The sequence below is a fragment of the Streptomyces sp. NPDC002309 genome, assembly GCF_053593375.1.
Genome location: NZ_JBSFCI010000036.1, coordinates 30,619 through 47,354 on the forward strand (window position 1 = coordinate 30,619; position 16,736 = coordinate 47,354).

At 72.9% G+C, this 16,736-nt stretch carries 15 protein-coding genes; 10 read left to right on the forward strand and 5 right to left on the reverse strand.

The window, feature by feature from the left end:
* Nucleotides 1-27 precede the first annotated feature (27 nt).
* Nucleotides 28-1,416, reverse strand: coding sequence for a S1 family peptidase (locus ACWCPM_RS26865; RefSeq protein WP_450978819.1), 1,389 nt, complete (start codon nucleotides 1,414-1,416; stop codon nucleotides 28-30).
* A 185-nt stretch (nucleotides 1,417-1,601) separates the two neighbouring features.
* On the opposite strand from ACWCPM_RS26865, the gene ACWCPM_RS26870 reads away from it, so the two are divergent.
* The 5 genes from ACWCPM_RS26870 to ACWCPM_RS26890 all read left to right on the forward strand — a co-directional run bounded on the left by ACWCPM_RS26870 (nucleotide 1,602) and on the right by ACWCPM_RS26890 (nucleotide 8,621).
* The gene (locus ACWCPM_RS26870) at nucleotides 1,602-2,015 is read left to right on the forward strand and encodes a PaaI family thioesterase (RefSeq protein ID WP_450978820.1); all 414 of its coding nucleotides are present in this window, start codon (nucleotides 1,602-1,604) and stop codon (nucleotides 2,013-2,015) included.
* 453 nt (nucleotides 2,016-2,468) lie between these two features.
* Complete coding sequence (locus ACWCPM_RS26875) at nucleotides 2,469-2,684, forward strand: type A2 lantipeptide (RefSeq protein ID WP_450978821.1); 216 nt, start codon at nucleotides 2,469-2,471, stop codon at nucleotides 2,682-2,684.
* Nucleotides 2,685-2,777: 93 nt separating this feature from the next.
* Nucleotides 2,778-3,584: an HlyD family efflux transporter periplasmic adaptor subunit gene (locus ACWCPM_RS26880; protein WP_450978822.1), complete on the forward strand. Its 807-nt coding sequence runs from the start codon at nucleotides 2,778-2,780 to the stop codon at nucleotides 3,582-3,584.
* The gene (locus ACWCPM_RS26885) at nucleotides 3,581-5,803 is read left to right on the forward strand and encodes an NHLP family bacteriocin export ABC transporter peptidase/permease/ATPase subunit (RefSeq protein ID WP_450978823.1); all 2,223 of its coding nucleotides are present in this window, start codon (nucleotides 3,581-3,583) and stop codon (nucleotides 5,801-5,803) included. The genes ACWCPM_RS26880 and ACWCPM_RS26885 overlap by 4 nt, the downstream gene beginning before the upstream one ends.
* Before the next feature lies 1 nt (nucleotide 5,804).
* A complete protein-coding gene (locus ACWCPM_RS26890) occupies nucleotides 5,805-8,621 on the forward strand; it encodes an NHLP bacteriocin export ABC transporter permease/ATPase subunit (RefSeq protein WP_450978824.1) in 2,817 nt (938 codons plus the stop codon).
* On the opposite strand, the gene ACWCPM_RS26895 is transcribed toward ACWCPM_RS26890, so the two are convergent.
* Both ACWCPM_RS26895 and ACWCPM_RS26900 read right to left on the reverse strand, forming a co-directional pair.
* On the reverse strand, nucleotides 8,622-9,149 hold the full coding sequence (locus ACWCPM_RS26895) for an SRPBCC family protein (RefSeq protein ID WP_450978825.1): 528 nt from the start codon (nucleotides 9,147-9,149) through the stop codon (nucleotides 8,622-8,624).
* A gap of 6 nt (nucleotides 9,150-9,155) precedes the next feature.
* Complete coding sequence (locus ACWCPM_RS26900) at nucleotides 9,156-9,497, reverse strand: ArsR/SmtB family transcription factor (RefSeq protein ID WP_450978826.1); 342 nt, start codon at nucleotides 9,495-9,497, stop codon at nucleotides 9,156-9,158.
* A gap of 143 nt (nucleotides 9,498-9,640) precedes the next feature.
* Between ACWCPM_RS26900 and ACWCPM_RS26905 the strand changes: the two genes are divergently transcribed.
* The 4 genes from ACWCPM_RS26905 (at nucleotide 9,641) to ACWCPM_RS26920 (ending at nucleotide 12,824) form a co-directional block, all read left to right on the forward strand.
* Nucleotides 9,641-10,648 (forward strand): Ppx/GppA phosphatase family protein, encoded by a 1,008-nt coding sequence (locus ACWCPM_RS26905; protein ID WP_450978827.1) that lies wholly within the window; start codon nucleotides 9,641-9,643, stop codon nucleotides 10,646-10,648.
* Between the two features lie 282 nt (nucleotides 10,649-10,930).
* Nucleotides 10,931-11,956 (forward strand): iron-containing redox enzyme family protein, encoded by a 1,026-nt coding sequence (locus tag ACWCPM_RS26910; protein ID WP_450978828.1) that lies wholly within the window; start codon nucleotides 10,931-10,933, stop codon nucleotides 11,954-11,956.
* A 21-nt stretch (nucleotides 11,957-11,977) separates the two neighbouring features.
* Nucleotides 11,978-12,631, forward strand: coding sequence for a HemK2/MTQ2 family protein methyltransferase (locus tag ACWCPM_RS26915; protein ID WP_450978829.1), 654 nt, complete (start codon nucleotides 11,978-11,980; stop codon nucleotides 12,629-12,631).
* Complete coding sequence (locus ACWCPM_RS26920) at nucleotides 12,612-12,824, forward strand: CDGSH iron-sulfur domain-containing protein (protein ID WP_450978830.1); 213 nt, start codon at nucleotides 12,612-12,614, stop codon at nucleotides 12,822-12,824. The genes ACWCPM_RS26915 and ACWCPM_RS26920 overlap by 20 nt, the downstream gene beginning before the upstream one ends.
* Nucleotides 12,825-12,959: 135 nt before the next feature.
* Here the strand turns inward: ACWCPM_RS26920 and ACWCPM_RS26925 are convergent, their stop codons facing one another.
* Nucleotides 12,960-13,394, reverse strand: a complete 435-nt coding sequence (locus ACWCPM_RS26925) for a protease inhibitor (RefSeq protein WP_450978831.1) — start codon at nucleotides 13,392-13,394, stop codon at nucleotides 12,960-12,962.
* A gap of 483 nt (nucleotides 13,395-13,877) precedes the next feature.
* Between ACWCPM_RS26925 and ACWCPM_RS26930 the strand changes: the two genes are divergently transcribed.
* On the forward strand, nucleotides 13,878-15,047 hold the full coding sequence (locus ACWCPM_RS26930; RefSeq protein WP_450978832.1) for a lactate 2-monooxygenase: 1,170 nt from the start codon (nucleotides 13,878-13,880) through the stop codon (nucleotides 15,045-15,047).
* Nucleotides 15,048-15,094: 47 nt separating this feature from the next.
* Here the strand turns inward: ACWCPM_RS26930 and ACWCPM_RS26935 are convergent, their stop codons facing one another.
* Nucleotides 15,095-16,723 carry an RICIN domain-containing protein gene (locus ACWCPM_RS26935; RefSeq protein ID WP_450978833.1) on the reverse strand — a complete coding sequence of 543 codons (1,629 nt, stop codon included), beginning with the start codon at nucleotides 16,721-16,723 and terminating at the stop codon, nucleotides 15,095-15,097.
* Between the last annotated feature and the right edge of the window lie 13 nt (nucleotides 16,724-16,736).

Consider the following 16,736-nt stretch of genomic DNA (forward strand, 5'->3'; position numbering starts at 1 on the left):
GAGGGCCGGACCGTCGTCAGCTCCGGGTCACTGGGTCCCGGTCGTCCCGGAGCCGTCCTCCAGGCCCGCGTGGTCGCCGCCGGCCTCTTCACCGGCGGCCTCTTCACCGGCGTCCTCGCCGCCGGACTCCTCGCCCGCGTACTCGCCGCCGACGTCCTGGCCGGCCTCCTCGCCGCCGACGTCCTGGCCGGCGCCGACACCCTCACCGGCACCCGCGCCCGCGTCGTCGCCCGCACCGGCGCCCGCTTCGTCACCGGCGCCCGCGCCCGCGTCGCCCGCACCGGCGCCACCCGCGTCCCCGCCCAGCGCCGCGCCGACGGCCTCCAGTGCCGTCGTGACCGGCTGGAAGAAGGTCTCGCCGCCGACCGTGCAGTCGCCGCTGCCGCCCGAGGTGAGGCCGAGGGCCAGGCCGTCCTGGGTGAACATCGAGCCGCCGCTGTCGCCGGGTTCGGCGCAGACGTTGGTCTGGATGAGGCCGGTGACCGTGCCCTCCGGGTAGTTGACGGTGGCGTCGAGCCCGGTGACCGTGCCGTCGGCGAGTCCGGTGGTGCTGCCCATCCGGAACACGTCCTGGCCGACGGTGGCCTCAGCCGCCTGGACGATCGGGACGGTCTGCCCGCCGCCGACGTCGACGTCGCTCGGCGCCTCGGTCGCCGGGTCGTCGTACCGCACGAGCGCGAAGTCGCCCTCGCCGGGGAAGACGGCCTGGTCGACGGTGGCGATCGGGGCGCCGTTCTGCGCGTCGGACCACTCGGCGACCGCGACGCCGCAGTGACCGGCGGTCAGGAAGGCCGGGGCGCCGTCGCCCGCGGTGACGTTGAAGCCGAGCGAGCAGCGGGAGCCGCCGCCGAATATCGCGTCGCCGCCGGAGGCGAAGGTCCTGAAGGTGCCGGCCGACTTCTGGACGGTCGCCATGCCGGAACCGAGGCTCTGCACGGTGGACTCCAGCGTGTCCCACTTCTCGCCGGTGACCGTGCTGTCGGCGGTGACCCTGATCTTGTTGGTCCTCGGGTCGACGGCCCACGACGTGCCCGGGATGGTCGCCTCGGTCTTCAGGGTCTGCGCGGCGGACTTCAGCTCGGCCGTGCTGTTCTCGACCTGGCGGACCGCGGCACCCGCGTTCTTGGCCTGGACGACCAGCTGGTTGTTGTCGCCGACCACGTTGATGACGAGCTGCTGGCTGTCCTCGTCGTAGTAGGAACCGGCGAAGGCGTCACCGAGCAGACCGGCGAGCTGCGAGGCGAGGTCCGAGGCGTCGCCCGCCTTCAGGGTCCTGGGCGCCGCGGCCGTGTCCTGGGCGCCGGCGCCGTCCTGGGACGCGTTGGCGTTCGGGAGCAGGAGTGCGGCCGCTCCGAGCGCCGCCACGCCGCCCACCGCGATTGCGACCTTGCGCTTCGGAATTCGCTTGTGACTCAAGGGTTCTCGACCTCCTGGAGGACGGGGTGTGCCGCCGTCTCTTGGCGGCTGCTGGGGCGCCTGGATGGCCACTGGTACGCACGGGGCGCGCGGGACGTTCAATTCCGTTTCTGCGCGCGCCCGTCCGCACACCGAATCGGCCAGGCTTCGCGCGCGGGCTCCGCGCGCCGGGAACAATCCCCCATATGACGATGACCACCGCCGAAGCCGACAAGATCCTCTCCGCCAACTTCGCCCCCTGGGTGCTGGGACTCGCCCTGTCCGTCGAGGACTTGGGCGAGGACCGCGCCACCCTGCGTCTGCCCTGGTCGGCGGCGCTGGCCCGGGAGGGCGGCGCGCTCTGCGGGCAGGCCCTGATGGCCGCCGCCGACACCGCCACCGTGATCGCCGTCTCGGCGGCGCGGGGCGCCTTCGTCCCGATGACGACCGTTCAGCAGTCGACGTCCTTCCAGCGCGCGGTGACGGAGTCGGATGTCCTGATCACGGCGGCGCTGACCAAGCTGGGCCGCCGGACGGCCTTCGCCGACATCTCGATGACGGCCGAGCGGACGGGGGAACTGGCGGCCCACGCGAGCACCGTCTACGCCCTCATGGGCTGACACGGCAGGTAGTCGGTCAGCGACGGTCCGTCCCGGACCAGTAGCGGAATCCTCGCTTCAGGGAATCTGCACATTCACTGCTCAACCACGTCACCGGGCCCCGGGGTTCTGCACATTCGCGCACCCCGGGGCACGCCTTTGGGGCGGGAGTGCCGGATTCACCGACCGGGCCGCAAGAGGCGGTGCGAGGTGATGCCGGGCGGCGTGTGAAGAAGTCGGCGAGAGGCCGTGCCCGCTCCTGCACGGTTGGGGACGGCTGGGACTCAAGTGCCCTGGTGCGACGTGTGTTTGATTGGAAGCCCGGCAGCGCCGCGTGCTTTGATCCATCGCACCGCAGGGTCTGAGACGGCTCCCCGGCCAGGGGTGCCCGGCGCCCGCGGCCGCGGCGTCCATCTGTCCCCAGAGGGGGCCGCTCCCCCCTTGTGAAATTGCCATACGAAGGGAAGTTCCATCATGAACTCCACCCCCCAGGTCGAGACCGTCGAGATCTCCGACGCCGACCTCGACAACGTCTCGGGCGGCCTCTCCGTCAACGCCGTGAACACCGTCGTCGGCGCCGTGGACGGCATCGCCCCGGTCTCCGGCGTGGTCGACACGGTCGTCGGCACCGTCGAGGGCGCCACCGGCCTGAACACCGCGGCGGTCACCAACCTGGTCGCCGGTCTCTGATCGCACGCCAGTGCCGTCGAGTCCCGGAGCCGTTTCCCGGCTCCGGGGCTCTTCGGATGCCGTCACCCAGTCCACCCCGGTGAGGGAAGATCCGTGCAGTTCCGCCAACAGGCCCTCGCCAAACTCCAGTCGCCCGAGGAACTCGACCTCCCGGTGCGCCTCGCGCGCCCGCAGGGCTGGCTCGTGCTGTCGGTGACCGTGGTCGCGATGGCCGCCGCGTCCGTGTGGGCCGTGTCCGGCTCGGTGACCTCCACCGTGAGCGCGCCCGCCGTCCTCACGCACGGCAGGGGCAGCTACATCCTGCAGAGCCCGGTCGCGGGCCAGGTCACCGCGGTCCTCGCCGAGGAGGGCACGCGACTCCCCGCGGACTCCCCCGTCCTGAAGGTCCGTACCGCCGAGGGCGAGACCGTGGTCCGCACCATCGCCGCCGGCCGCCTCACCGCGCTCGCCGCCACGATCGGCCAGATCATCGCGACCGGCGCGAACGTCGCGGCCGTCGAGAAGGTCGCCGACGCGGACGATCCGCTGTTCGCCACCGTGTACGTGCCCGCCGAGAACGCGGGTTCCATCCCCGCCGACGCGGCCGTGGACCTGACCGTGCAGTCGGTCCCCACCCAGGAGTACGGCGTGCTGCGCGGCCATGTGGAGTCCGTGGACCGCTCCCCGCAGTCGCCGCGGGAGATCGCCGCGTTCCTCGGCGACAACCAGCTCGGCGAGCAGTTCACCGAGGACGGCCGTCCCGTCGCCGTACTGGTGCGCCTGGACCGCTCCTCGGGCACCGAGAGCGGCTACAAGTGGTCGTCGGCGGACGGACCGCCCTTCACCCTCACCTCCATGACGACGGCCACGGGCTCGATCCGGCTGGCCGATCAGCGTCCCGTCGATTGGCTGCTGCCGTGACCACCGCCGCACCCGAGACCCGTGGCCGGCGCCGGGCCGCCCCGCCCCGGCGCACCGTCCCCAAGGGCCGCCGCAGACCGGTCCGCACCCCCACCGTCCTCCAGATGGAGGCCGTCGAGTGCGGAGCCGCGTCCCTCGCGATGGTCCTCGGCCACTACGGCAAGCACGTCCCGCTGGAGGAGCTGCGCATCGCCTGCGGTGTCTCCCGCGACGGCTCGCGCGCCAGCAATCTGCTGAAGGCCGCACGCAGTTACGGAATGACCGCCAAGGGCATGCAGATGGACCTGGCCGCCCTCGCCGAGGTGAGGACGCCGGCCGTCCTGTTCTGGGAGTTCAACCACTACGTCGTCTACGACGGCATCGGCCGCCGCTTCGGCCGCCGGGGCGTCTTCGTCAACGACCCCGCCAAGGGCCGCCGGTTCGTGCCGCTGGAGGAGTTCGACGGCAGCTTCACCGGCGTCGTCCTGACGATGGAACCGGGCGACGGCTTCACCCGCGGCGGACGCAGGCCCGGCGTCTGGGGCGCGATGCCGGCCCGGCTGCGCGGCACCGCCGGCACGATGCCCGCCGCCGTGCTGGCGAGTCTGCTGCTGGTCGTGGTCGGCGCGGCGGTGCCCGCGCTCAGCCGTACCTACATCGACATGTTCCTGATCGGCGGGCAGACCTCGCTGCTGGACGTGCTGTTCGCGTCCATGGGTGCCTGTGTGGCGCTGACGCTGGTCCTGACCTGGCTGCAGCAGGCCAATCTGCACCACGGGCGCATCATCTCCTCGACCCTGTCCAGCGCGCGTTTCCTGCGCCATCTGCTGCGGCTGCCGGTCACCTTCTTCTCCCAGCGCAGCCCGGCCGACCTGGTGCAGCGCCTCCAGTCCAACGACGCGGTGGCCGAGACGCTGGCGCGCGACCTGGCCTCGGCGGGCGTGGACGCCGTGGTCGTGGTGCTCTACGCCGTGCTCCTCTACACCTACGACCCCCAGCTCACCTTCGTCGGCATCGGGGTCGCTCTGCTGAACGTCGTCGCGATGCGCGTCGTCATCCGGCTGCGCGCCACCCGTACCGCCAAGCTGCGCGCGGACAACGCCCGCCTGACCAACACGGCGTACACCGGCCTCCAGCTGATCGAGACGATGAAGGCGACCGGCGGCGAGGACGGCTACTTCCGCAAGTGGGCCGGGCAGCACGCCACCACCCTGGAGGAACAGCAGCGGCTCGGCGTGCCGAGCGCCTGGCTGGGTGTGGTCGCGCCGACGCTCGCCACGCTGAACAGCGCCCTGATCCTGTGGATCGGCGGAATGCGCGCGATCGAGGGCGCCATCTCCGTGGGTCTGCTGGTCGCCTTCCAGGCGCTGGTCACCCGGTTCACCGCCCCACTGACCCGGCTCAACGGCGTCGCGGGCCGCATCCAGGACTTCGCGGCCGACGTGGCCCGCCTCAAGGACGTGGAGAACTTCCGCACCGACCCGCTGTACGACCGCGCGGGCGGCGACTCCACCCGCAGACTGCACGGCCACGTCGAGCTGGAGAACATCTCCTTCGGCTACAGCCCCCTCGACAAACCGCTGCTGAGCGGCTTCGACCTGACGGTCGGACCGGGTCAGCAGGTCGCGCTCGTGGGCGGCTCGGGCAGCGGCAAGTCGACCGTCTCCCGGCTCATCTCGGGCCTGTACGCACCGTGGGAGGGCGTGATCCGCATCGACGGGCAGCGCCTGGAGGACATCCCGCGCGGCGCGCTCGGGGCCTCCGTCTCCTTCGTCGACCAGGACGTGTTCCTGTTCGAGGGCTCGGTGCGGGACAACGTGGCGCTGTGGGACCCGTCCATCCCGGACGAGGCGGTGCTGGAGGCGCTCAAGGACGCCGCGCTGCACGACGTCGTCATGCGCCGCCCCGGCGGCATCCACAGCCCGGTCGAGCAGGACGGCCGCAACTTCTCCGGCGGGCAGCGCCAACGGCTGGAGATCGCACGGGCGTTGGTGCGCCGGCCGAGCGTCCTCGTGCTGGACGAGGTGACCAGCGCGCTGGACGCCGAGACCGAGCTGGCCGTGATGGACAACCTGCGCCGGCGCGGCTGCGCCTGCGTGGTGATCGCACACCGGCTCAGCACCGTGCGGGACAGCGACGAGATCGTCGTGCTCCAGCACGGCGCGATCGTGGAGCGCGGCCGGCACGTGGAACTGGTCGCGCGCGGCGGCGCGTACGCGGCGCTGGTCAGGGAGCGGTGAGATGACGACCGTGCAGGGCGACGACTATGTCCTCGGGGCACTCGGCCAGGTGGGCACGCCCCTCGACTGCGCCGGGGCCGGCCGGCTGGACCTGGAGGGACCGCAGGCGCTGTGGCTGGTCGCGGCGGGCGCACTGGACCTGTTCGCGGTGGACGCGGCACAGCAGGGTCACTGGCACCACCTCGGCCGGCTGGAGGCGGGCACGCTGCTGCTCGGCCCCGTCCCGGGCCCGCAGCACACGCTGATCGCCCGTCCGGTCAGGGACTGCGTGGTGCACCGCATCGGGCTGCGTGAGCTGTACCAGCCGGCGGTGACCCAGACGTGGTCGTACGACGACTACGGCAACCCGCAGTACGTCCCGCCGACGACGAGTCCGCTGGAGTACGCGCTCGCGCTCGGCGTCGGCCGCGGCCTGTCGGTCCTCTTCCAGGCGCCGACGGCCGGGGAACGGGCCTCCGAGGTCACCGACGAGGACGTGTTCTGGATGCAGGTGCCGCCCGGCAGCGTCCAGTACGGCTCGCTGTACGGCGCGGAGTCGGCGGCCGACCTGCTGACGGACCCCGCGCTCTGGCAGAGCATGGTCGACCAGCAGTACCGGCTGCTGACCACGCTCGACCGCTGGATCGAGCAGCTGGAGCGCACGCACGAGACCCGCACGGCCGCCGGCATCAGGGCCGGTGAGCAGGTGCGCGCGCAGGCCGACCGGACATTGCTCGCGGCGATCGGCAAGCCGTCGGCCCAGCGCACCACCGCCGCTGACGCGGACGCCACCTACGCCGCGTCCCGGCTGGTCGCCGCCGCGGCCGGGATCACGCTGGCCGACCCCGGGCACGGTGGCTCCGAGAGCGACCGTCTCGACCCGGTCGAGCGCATCGCCCTCGCCTCGCGTGTCCGTACCCGCGCGGTACGGCTGGACGGCGCCTGGTGGCGTGACGACGTGGGCCCGATGGTGGGTCACCGGGCGTTGTCGGGGGCGCCGGTCGCCCTGCTGTGGCGGCGGGGCGGCTATGTGGCCGTGCATCCGGCGACCGGACGCGAGACGCCGGTCGAGAAGGCCAACGCGCCGGAGTTCGAGCCGCGCGCGGTGATGTTCTACCGGCCGCTGCCCGAACGCCCCCTCGGTCCGCTCGGGCTGCTCCGGTTCTGTGTGCGCGGCACGCGCCGGGACGTGACCGGGCTGCTGCTCAGCGGGCTGGTGACGGTGGCGATCGGCTCGCTGGTGCCGATCGCGACCGGCAAGGTGCTCGGTGAGTTCGTGCCGAAGGCACAGGCGGGACTGATCGCGCAGGTCTGTCTGGCGGTGATGGTCAGCAGCGTCGTCGCGGCGGCCTTCATGCTGCTGCAGAACATGACCATCCTGCGCCTGGAGGGCCGTATCGAGGCGACGCTGCAACCGGCCGTGTGGGACCGGCTGCTGCGGCTGCCGACGAAGTTCTTCACCGGCCGGAGCACAGGGGAGCTGGCCGGCGCGGCCATGGGCATCAGCGCGATCCGCAGGCTGCTCGCGGGGGTCGGCCCGACCGTCGCCCAGTCGGTGACGGTGGGGGCGATGAATTTGGGGCTGCTGCTCTGGTACAGCGTGCCGATGGCGCTGGCCGCGATGGGCATGCTCGTCGTCATCGCCGGTGTCTTCCTCGGTCTCGGGCTGTGGCAGGTGCGCTGGCAGCGACGGCTGACCGTGCTCACCAACAAGCTCAACAACCAGGCCTTCCAGACCCTGCGCGGGCTGCCCAAGCTGCGGGTCGCGGCGGCCGAGAACTACGCGTACGCCGCCTGGGCGCGCGAGTTCGCGCGCAGCCGGGAGCTCCAGCAGCGCCTCGGCCGGATCAAGAACCTCACCACCGTGCTCGGCGCGATCTATCTGCCGCTGTGCTCGCTGGTGATGTTCATGCTGCTCGCGGGGCCGGCGCGGGGCTCGATGTCCGCCGCCGCCTTCCTCGCCTTCAACACCTCGGTGACGATGCTGCTCACCTCGGTCACCCAGATCACGGGCGCGTTCGTGTCGCTGGTGGCCGCGCTCCCCCTGTACGAGCAGATCAAGCCGGTGCTGCGGGCGACGCCGGAGGTGCGCACGGCCAGCACCCGGCCGGGGCCGCTGTCCGGGGCCCTGGAGGCGCGGCGGCTCTCGTTCCGCTACTCGGACGACGGGCCGCTGGTCCTGGACGACGTGTCCTTCGAGGTGCGTCCGGGTGAGTTCGTGGCGGTCGTCGGGCCCTCCGGGTGCGGCAAGTCGACACTGCTGCGGCTGCTCATCGGCTTCGACAAGCCGGTCTCCGGGAGTGTGCTGTACGACGGTCAGGACCTGGCGGCGCTCGACCAGTCCGCCGTGCGGCGCCAGTGCGGTGTGGTGCTCCAGCACGCGCAGCCGTTCAACGGCTCGATCCTGGACGTCATCTGCGGCACCGAGCCGTACACGCCGGAGGAGGCGATGGCGGCGGCCGAGATGGCGGGCCTCGCCGAGGACATCAAGCGGATGCCGATGGGTCTGCACACCATCGTCGCGGGCAACGGGGCGGTCTCCGGCGGCCAGCGGCAGCGGCTGATGATCGCGCAGGCGCTGATCCGCCGGCCGCGCATCCTGTTCTTCGACGAGGCGACCAGCGCCCTCGACAACGAGACGCAGCGCAGGGTCATCGAGAGCACGAAGGCCCTCAACGCGACCCGTGTCGTCATCGCCCACCGCCTGTCGACGGTGCTGGACGCCGACCGCGTCATCGTGATGGAGGAGGGCAAGATCGCCCAGCAGGGACCGCCGGCGCGACTGCTCGCGGACACCGGCGGCCGGCTGCACGAGCTGGTGCGGCGGCAGTTGGCGTAGTCACTCCTGGCCGGGGACGGGCGCGCCGGAAGGGATGCCCGCCTCGATGTACCCCTGGTAGATCTCCCGCCAGGGTGCCCCGGCACCCGCGTGCGGTCCCTCGAAGCGCTCGCCCCGCGCCTTGGCGTCCAGGGCGGCCAGGCAGACCTCCCAGCCGGCTCCGTTGCGGGCGGCCGTGTCGGTGGCGGCGAGCACGTTGGTCAGGGTGAAACGGGTGCTCCTGCCGTCGGTCTCCTCCAGGTCGAAGTGGACCTCGTCGCCGCCCCACTCGAAGGACAGGTGCCGGGGCGGGTCGACGGCGATCACCTCGCCGGTGGAGTCCTCCATGTGGGGGTCGCCCCCGAAGGTGACGCGGCCGCCGGGGCGCATGTCGAACTCGGCACGGGAGGGGAACCACTCGGCGAGTTCGACGGGGTCGGTGACGAAGTGCCAGACGCGGTCGATCGGGTGGTCGTAGGTGCGGCTGAACCGGATCGCGGGGCGGCCGTCGTCCAGGGTCAGGTAGGTGCCGGTGAGGTCGGCGGTCATGGTGGATCAGTCCTTCGGTGGGGGTTGTGCGATGGCGTCCGACGCCGCGTCGAGCCGCCGGCCCAGGGTGTCCAGGCCGCGGTTCCACAGCGTGCGGTACGGGGCGAGCCAGGCGTCGAGTTCGGCGATCGGGGTCGGGTCGAGGGCGTAGACGCGGCGCTGCGCGTCCTGTCGTACCCGCACCAGGCCCGCCTCCCTCAGCACCTTCAGGTGCTTGGAGGTGCTCGGCTGGCTCAGACCGCACGCCTGCGCGATCTCCCCCACGGGACGTGGCCGCTCCAGCAGGAGGGCGACGACGGCCCGCCGGTGGGGATCGGCGAGGGCGGTCCAGAGCGAGGTGTCGGACATGGAGAAAATATGCCTCCATGGTTATATTCCTGTCAAGGAATGTCCGAGCGGGGCTCGGCGCGGCTTCGGCGTCCTGGTGCATTTCTGCGGCGCGCGGGGGCGGAGACAGTTGGGGCGGACCGTGAGCGGGTACCAGCCCGACCATGCGAATCAGCGTGGTGGACGTGGGATCGAGAACGGTCCGGCTGGTGGTGGCGGACGCGGAGGGCGGTGTCCCGCTGCCGGTTCACACCGCCAAGTGGCGGCTGCGGCTGTCCGAGCACGTCGGGACCGGGGAGAGGATTCCCGAGGAGTCCGTGGCGCGGCTGGCGGAGGCGGTCGCCGAGGCGAGCCGCACGTCGCAGCGGTGGGGTGCGGCGGGCACGCTGGCCTTCGCCACGACGATCGTGCGCAGCGCCCCGAACCGGCTGGAGGTGCTGCGCGCCGTCCGGGCCCGGACCGGGGTGGAACTGTGCACGCTGCCCGGCGAGGTGGAGGCCGAGCTGACGTTCCTCGCGGCGCGGCGCTGGATGGGGTGGCGGTCGGGGCCCCTGGCACTGCTGGACATCGGGGGCGGCACGTTCGAAGTGGCGTTCGGGCGGGGACGCCTGCCGGACTTCGTGGCCTCGCTGCCGCTGGGCGCGGGCCGGCTGACGCACGAGTTCTTCCCCTCGCCGGACCGGCCGTCGCACGACCAGGTGAGGGCGCTGCGCCGCGAGGTACGGCACCAACTGCGTGACGTCGGCGCGCGCATCCGCTGGGAGGGGCCGCGGTCCGCCGTCGTCACCTCGCGGACCTTCCAGCAGCTGGGCCGGCTGTGCGGCGCCGTGCCGGGGCGCGAAGGACCCTTTGCCGAAAGGCAGTTGCGGCGCGCGGATCTCCGCGCGGCGATGACCCGGCTGGCCGCCCTGCCTCCCGCCGAGCGGGCCCGTCTGCCGGGCATCTCCGCACCGCGCGCCGGACAGAGCCTGGCCGGCGCGGTGATCGGGCACACGGCCATGAAGGTGACCGGGCTGAAGAGGGTCACCGTGTGCCCGTGGGCGATCCGCGAGGGTGTGCTGCTGCGCCATATCGAGGAGGGCGCGTCCTGGTGGGCGGAGGTCTGCCGGCTGAGCGGGGAGACCGCGCCGCCCGACCCGGTACCGCTGCGGATCGCGGCCGTCACGTCCTGACGCCGCCGTCAGACGGGGGATGAACGGAGGGGCCGGCCCGGTCACGGCAGCCGGCGGGGGGCCGTGCTCACGCGACCACGCCGCCGGCTCACCGCATCCGAGCCGCGTCGCCGGTCACGACGACCCCCGTGACCCGATCACGGGCGACGGGCACGGCCTCGCCGTCGTCCTCCTTCTCGTTCTCGTTCCCGACGGCGCGCGGGACCTCGGCCCCCAGGAGTCGCGCGAACCCGCATCCCCGTCCGACGGGAGTCCCGGCCCCGCCCGGGTACTCGGTCCCGTATGACGGACGACCCTCAGGAACCACGCCTGCCACCCGCCCGCGGCCCCCTCTCCGCCTCGGTCGTCGCGTATCTCCGGGGCACGGGCCCGCTGCCCGGCACCGAGGAGGCCGCGGGCGCGGCCCCGTACGGCGAGGACCTCCAGCTCGCCCTCTACCTCTGCTACGAGCTCCACTACCGCGGCTTCGCGGGCGTGGGCGAGGACCGCGAGTGGGATCCCGGCCTGCTGGGTGCCCGCGCCGCGCTGGAGGACCGCTTCCTGACCGCCCTGCGCGCCGACACCCCGGCCCACGACGACGTCGAGGGCGCGCTCGCGGAGATCCTCGTCGAGCCGGTCGACGGCTCCGGGATCAGCCACTACCTGTGCGACGACGGCGAACTGTGGCAGCTGCGCGAGTACGCGGCGCAGCGTTCGCTGTACCACCTCAAGGAGGCGGATCCCCACGCCTGGGTGCTTCCCCGGCTGTGGGGCAGGGCGAAGGCGGGGATGGCGGCGGTGGAGTTCGACGAGTTCGGCGGCGGCCGCCCGGACCGCGTCCACGCCCTGCTGTTCGCCCACCTGATGGCGGACCTGGGCCTGGAGACGACGTACGGGCACTACCTGGACGCCGCCTGCGGCGAACTCCTCGCCACGGTGAATCTCATGTCCCTGTTCGGACTGCACCGCTCGCTCCGGGGTGCCCTGGTGGGCCACTTCGCCGCCGTGGAGATCACCTCGTCGCCGGGCTCCCGGCGACTCGCGGAGGCCATGCGCAGGACGGGGGCCGGCCCGGCCGCCGAGCACTTCTACGACGAGCACGTCGAGGCCGACGCCGTGCACGAACAGGTCGTACGGCACGACGTCATCGGTGGCCTGCTGGACCAGGAACCGCGTCTGGCCCGGGACGTCGCCTTCGGTGTCGACGCGACCGGGTACGTCGAGGACCGCCTCGCGGAGCGTCTGCTCACCGACTGGCGGGCGGGCCGGTCATCGCTGCGTACACCGCCCCCCTCGTCCCAGATACCGGAAATCGCCCATATTTTCTGATCGCTGGGGTACCTGGTCGGCGTGAACCCCCTGGTGCCACCCGGCGTCTACACACCTCAGGAAGACACCGATCTGCTGGCCGAGGCCCTGTCCGAGGAGCCGCTGCCCCCGGGTGCGGACGTTCTCGACGTCGGCACCGGCAGCGGGGCGCTGGCGCTGCACGCCGCGCGGCGTGGCCTGCGGGTCACGGCCGTCGACGTGTCACGACGCGCGGTCTGGGCCGCGCGGATCAATGCCCGGCTGTCCGGGCTGCGGGTCCGCATCCTGCGCGGCAACCTCTTCGAACCGGTACGCGGCCGGACCTTCGACGTCATCCTGGCCAACCCGCCCTACGTCCCCGCCCCTGGCGCCGACCCGGCGCCGCGCGGCGCGGCCCGGGCATGGGACGCGGGCCACGACGGGCGGCTGGTCCTGGACCGCATCTGCCGGGAGGCACCCGCCTCGCTGCGCCCGGGCGGCGTCCTGCTGGTCGTCCACTCGGCCCTCAGCGGGCCCGAGCGAACCGTGACGCTGCTGCGGGCCGCCGGCCTGAAGGCGAGCATGACGCGCCGGCACCGGATCGCCTTCGGTCCCGTGCTGCGGGAGAGACAAGGGTGGCTGCGGGAGCAGGGGCTGCTGTCCGCCACCGAGGACAGGGAAGAGCTGGTGGTCGTCCGTGCCGAACTCGCCGTCTGACGCTCCGCGCCGGATCACCGTCCGGCGCCGCGGGCCCCTCCTGGTGGAGGGACCGGTGGAAGTGGAGCTGGAGGACGGTACGACCGTCTCCTCCGACCGCTTCCGGGTCGCACTGTGCACCTGCCGGCGCAGTCGCCGCTACCCGTGGTGCGACACCAGCCACCGGGACCGGGTCCGGCCGCCCGGCGAATGATCCCAGGGGTCGGCCGGCGGCCCCACTCCGCCCGGCCGACCCCTGGGGCGAGACCTCGGAGCCCCCGCGACGACGGCCCGCACTCCCCAGTAGCGGAACGTTCGCGGCATTCACGGGGGCCCGGCGATCCCGGCCTTAGAACGCGAAGAAGCTCGTCCCGTACGAGTTCTTCACGCACTCGTTGGCGAAGGTGCGCTCATAGGAGACGTACCGGCCCTGCCAGACGCCGTCCACCCGGACGACCACGGGGTCGTACTCACGGGTGCACCAGACTCCGCTTCTGCTCTCCAGCGCGTCGAAGTTCCCTTCGGCGCCGCGCAGTTCGGCGCAGGCCTCGACGGTGTTCGGGTGCGTCCCGGACGCCTTCGGGGCGCAGCTCAGCGTCACCGCCCGCTCGGGGGTGACGGTGGCCGCGTCCTCTCCGTGGCCCGTGGTGAGCACCAGGGCGGACGGGGCGTAGAGCGAGGCCGGTTCGGCGGCGGGGGCGGCGTGCGCGGCTCCGGTCAGGGGTCCGCAGACGGCGGCGGCGGTGAGGCCCAGGGTCGCTGCCCAGCGCGCGGGGTTCCGCATTGTGTGCATCCTTCCGCTTGATTGCGTGTCGTGCCGGAGTGGGCATCGGTTGGTGCCCGACCGGCGACGGCGAGTCTGCCGAGTCCGCCGCCGAAACTCACCTCGACCCCACGCGTTTCGGTAACCTTGCGTATTCAAACAGTGGCGCGAAGTCACGGAATTCGAACGTTACAACCGCCTGAAGGCGCCGCTCTTGATCACCCCGCATGGCCGGATGGCCGGATTTCCGTGCCTTGTTAATCGGCCTGAAACATTCCGGATGCGCTCGGCGCGCGGCCCCTTTTGACCCCTTGTGCTCATGCGCGGTCCGGGCGCCTCGATCCGGCCCCGCCGCGCGGGAGTTGCTCGCCGGTGAGCACCGGGAGCCGGTGCGGAGGGCCATCGATCGCCGGGGCGTGAGGCGCACCGCTGGACGGACCCGACCTTGCTCGCCAGTATCGTCGCAACGACGCGGCTCGACGGTGAGAGGGCGGGGACCTGGCGATGGCGAAGCACTGGGCCGACTTCCAGTACGAGATCTATCTGAACGGGATGACGGGAGCGGTGCCACGGCTGCCGACCGATCTGACCCGTCTGGAGGAGCTCACCGAGCGGCGGCTCGGTCCCGGCCCCGTCGGCTACGTCGCGGGCAGCGCCGGCGACGGCAGCACGGCCCGCGCGAACCGGGCGGCCCTGGACCGGCGCCGGATCGTGCCGCGGATGCTGCGGGACGTGCACGAGCGGGACCTGTCGGTCGAGGTGCTGGGCCGCACACTGCCGGCACCGGTGGCGCTGGCACCCGTCGGGGTGCTGTCGATCATGCATCCGGACGGGGAGTGCGCCGCGGCCCGGGCGGCCGCCGCGCAAGGCGTGCCCTATGTGCTGTCCTCGGCGTCCAGCACGCCCATGGAGCAGGTCGCGGAGGCGATGGGCGACGCCGAGCGGTGGTTCCAGCTGTACTGGGCCAAGGACCGGGAGGTGACCCGGAGCTTCCTGGACCGTGCCAAGGCGGCCGGGTTCAGCGTCCTGGTCGTCACCCTGGACACGCCGCTGCTGGCCTGGCGGCCCCGTGACCTGGACCAGGCGTACCTGCCGTTCCTGCACGGCGTGGGCACCGCCAACTACTTCACCGACCCGGCGTTCCGGGCGGGCCTCGCCAAGCCCGTGCACGAGGACCCGAACGCGGCGGTGATGCACTTCGTCGGCATGTTCGCCGACCCCGCCAAGACCTGGCCGGACCTGGCGTTCCTGCGGGAGAACTGGGACGGCCCGATCGTCCTCAAGGGTGTCCTGCACCCGGACGACGCCCGGCAGGCCGCCGACGCCGGGATGGACGGGGTCGTGGTGTCCAACCACGGCGGCCGCCAGGTGGCCGGTTCCGTCGCGGCGGCCGACGCGCTCCCGGGCGTGGTGGCGGCGGCCGGCGACCGGCTGACGGTGCTGTTCGACAGCGGGGTGCGCACCGGGGACGACGTCTTCAAGGCGCTGGCCCTCGGCGCGCGGGCGGTCCTGGTGGGACGGCCCTACGTCTACGGACTCGCGCTCGACGGCCAAGCGGGCGTGGAGCACGTGATCCGCTGCCTGCTCGCCGAACTGGACCTGACCCTCGCCCTGTCGGGCCACGCCACCCCCGCGACCACGGGCCCGGCCGACCTCGTGGAGGTGCCCGCCTGACCCCGAGGGGGCGGCCGTACGGCGGGCGGGGGCGTGACGCCCGGGGCCTAGCCCCCGCTCCCCAGCCCCGCCTGCCGCGCGGACGGGTGGACCGTCTCGGCGACCGAGAGCGAACCGGCGGCGGCCGGCTGCGGATCGGTCAGCCACCGCTGGTCCTCGGATCCACCGCGGACCTTCACGACGATGTCGGCGCCCGGGTCCCCGGTGGTCACGGACAGCGCGAGCCGCTCGTCCCAGCGCGGCAGCAACTCGCCCTGGACGGTCAGGTCGTAGCGCACGTCGTCCGCGCGCCCGTCCCCCTCCCCCGTGCACGCCCCGAGGATGACGACCCCGGCGTCCGCGTGCGAGTCCAGGCACAGCTCGTCGTAGGCCACGCTGCGCAACTGCCCGTCGGGCTCGTACGACCACTGCTGGGTCGGCTCCGCCGAGCACGCGTCCAGCACGGCGGTCGCCGCCTCCTCGATCTCGCCGCGGATGTCGAGGCACAGTTCGCTCTCGGCGTTGCGCAGGCGGGTCTGCCGGGGCACGTTCGGGAGCTGGGCGGTGCCGGGGGCCGTGGGTTGCGCCTGCGTACCGGCGCCGGGCACCGACGTGGTGTCCTCGGCGCCGTCGGTCCCCTCGGTGGCGCCCGCGGAGGCGGTGGGGTCCGTGTCACCGTCGTACGACGACAGGGTGGTGGCGAGGAGCGTGCCGAGCAGGGCGGCGGAGGCGACGCCCGCACCCGTGCGCAGCGCCCGGGAGGAGCGCCCGGTCAGACCGGGGAGGCGGGCCATGATGCCGTGCCGTTCGACGCGGCGTGCGCGGCTCCGCCGGGCCGCGGCACGCGTACGCGGCCGGTGCTGGTCACGGCCGGGCCGGGAGTCGAGGTAGCGGCGGCCGCCCCAGCCGAGCACGGCCTCGGCGAGCAGGACGCCCAGTCCGCTCTCGAAGTGGCTGAGTTGCTCGGCGGCGTCACGGCAGTAGCGGCACTCCGCGAGGTGCTGCTGGACATCCGGCAGCAGGGCGCCGCCCCGGCGGATCGGGACGTCCAGGAGGCGGTTGTAGTAGCGGCAGTCCTTGGACGGCGCGAGTTCCTGGTGGGCCCGGACACAACCCTCGCGGAATTTGTCGCGGGCCTGTTCGAGGAGGGCCGACGCGGTGTCGGTGTCCATGCCGAGCAGACCGGCCGGGAACGTGACCGGCTCCGCCTCCACCTCGGCGTGCCACAGCAGAGTGCGGGCCGCTCCGGGAAGGGCATGGAATGCGCGTTCGGCCAGCTTGCGGTTTTCCGGCGTCATGGACTTGGCGGTGCGCATACCACGCCCACCGGCCGGTTTCCGCAACTCCGGCAGCGCCCCCGCTATTCGCTCCTCCGCCGACCACAGCCGGACGATGTCCCGCACGGTCACCAGCACCCGGGGCCGCAGCGCCTCCGCCGGCTCCCCCAGCGTGAGACGGTCGAAGACCTGGTGGAACGCCGCCGAGCCGACCATGGACGCGATACTCGCCGAGGAGGCGAGGCAGATCACCGCGTAGTCGTGCGCCGACTGCCAGTGGCGGGCGAACAGCAGAGCCGTCGAGTGGGCCACTTCGACGTCCGGGGCACCGGTCAGCCGGGCGGCGAGGGCGGCGTCGGACTCGGCCGGATCACCGCCCGCCGGCAGGTGAGGCGGAAGAGGGGGGCGAGGGGTGGGCACTGAGCGGATTCCT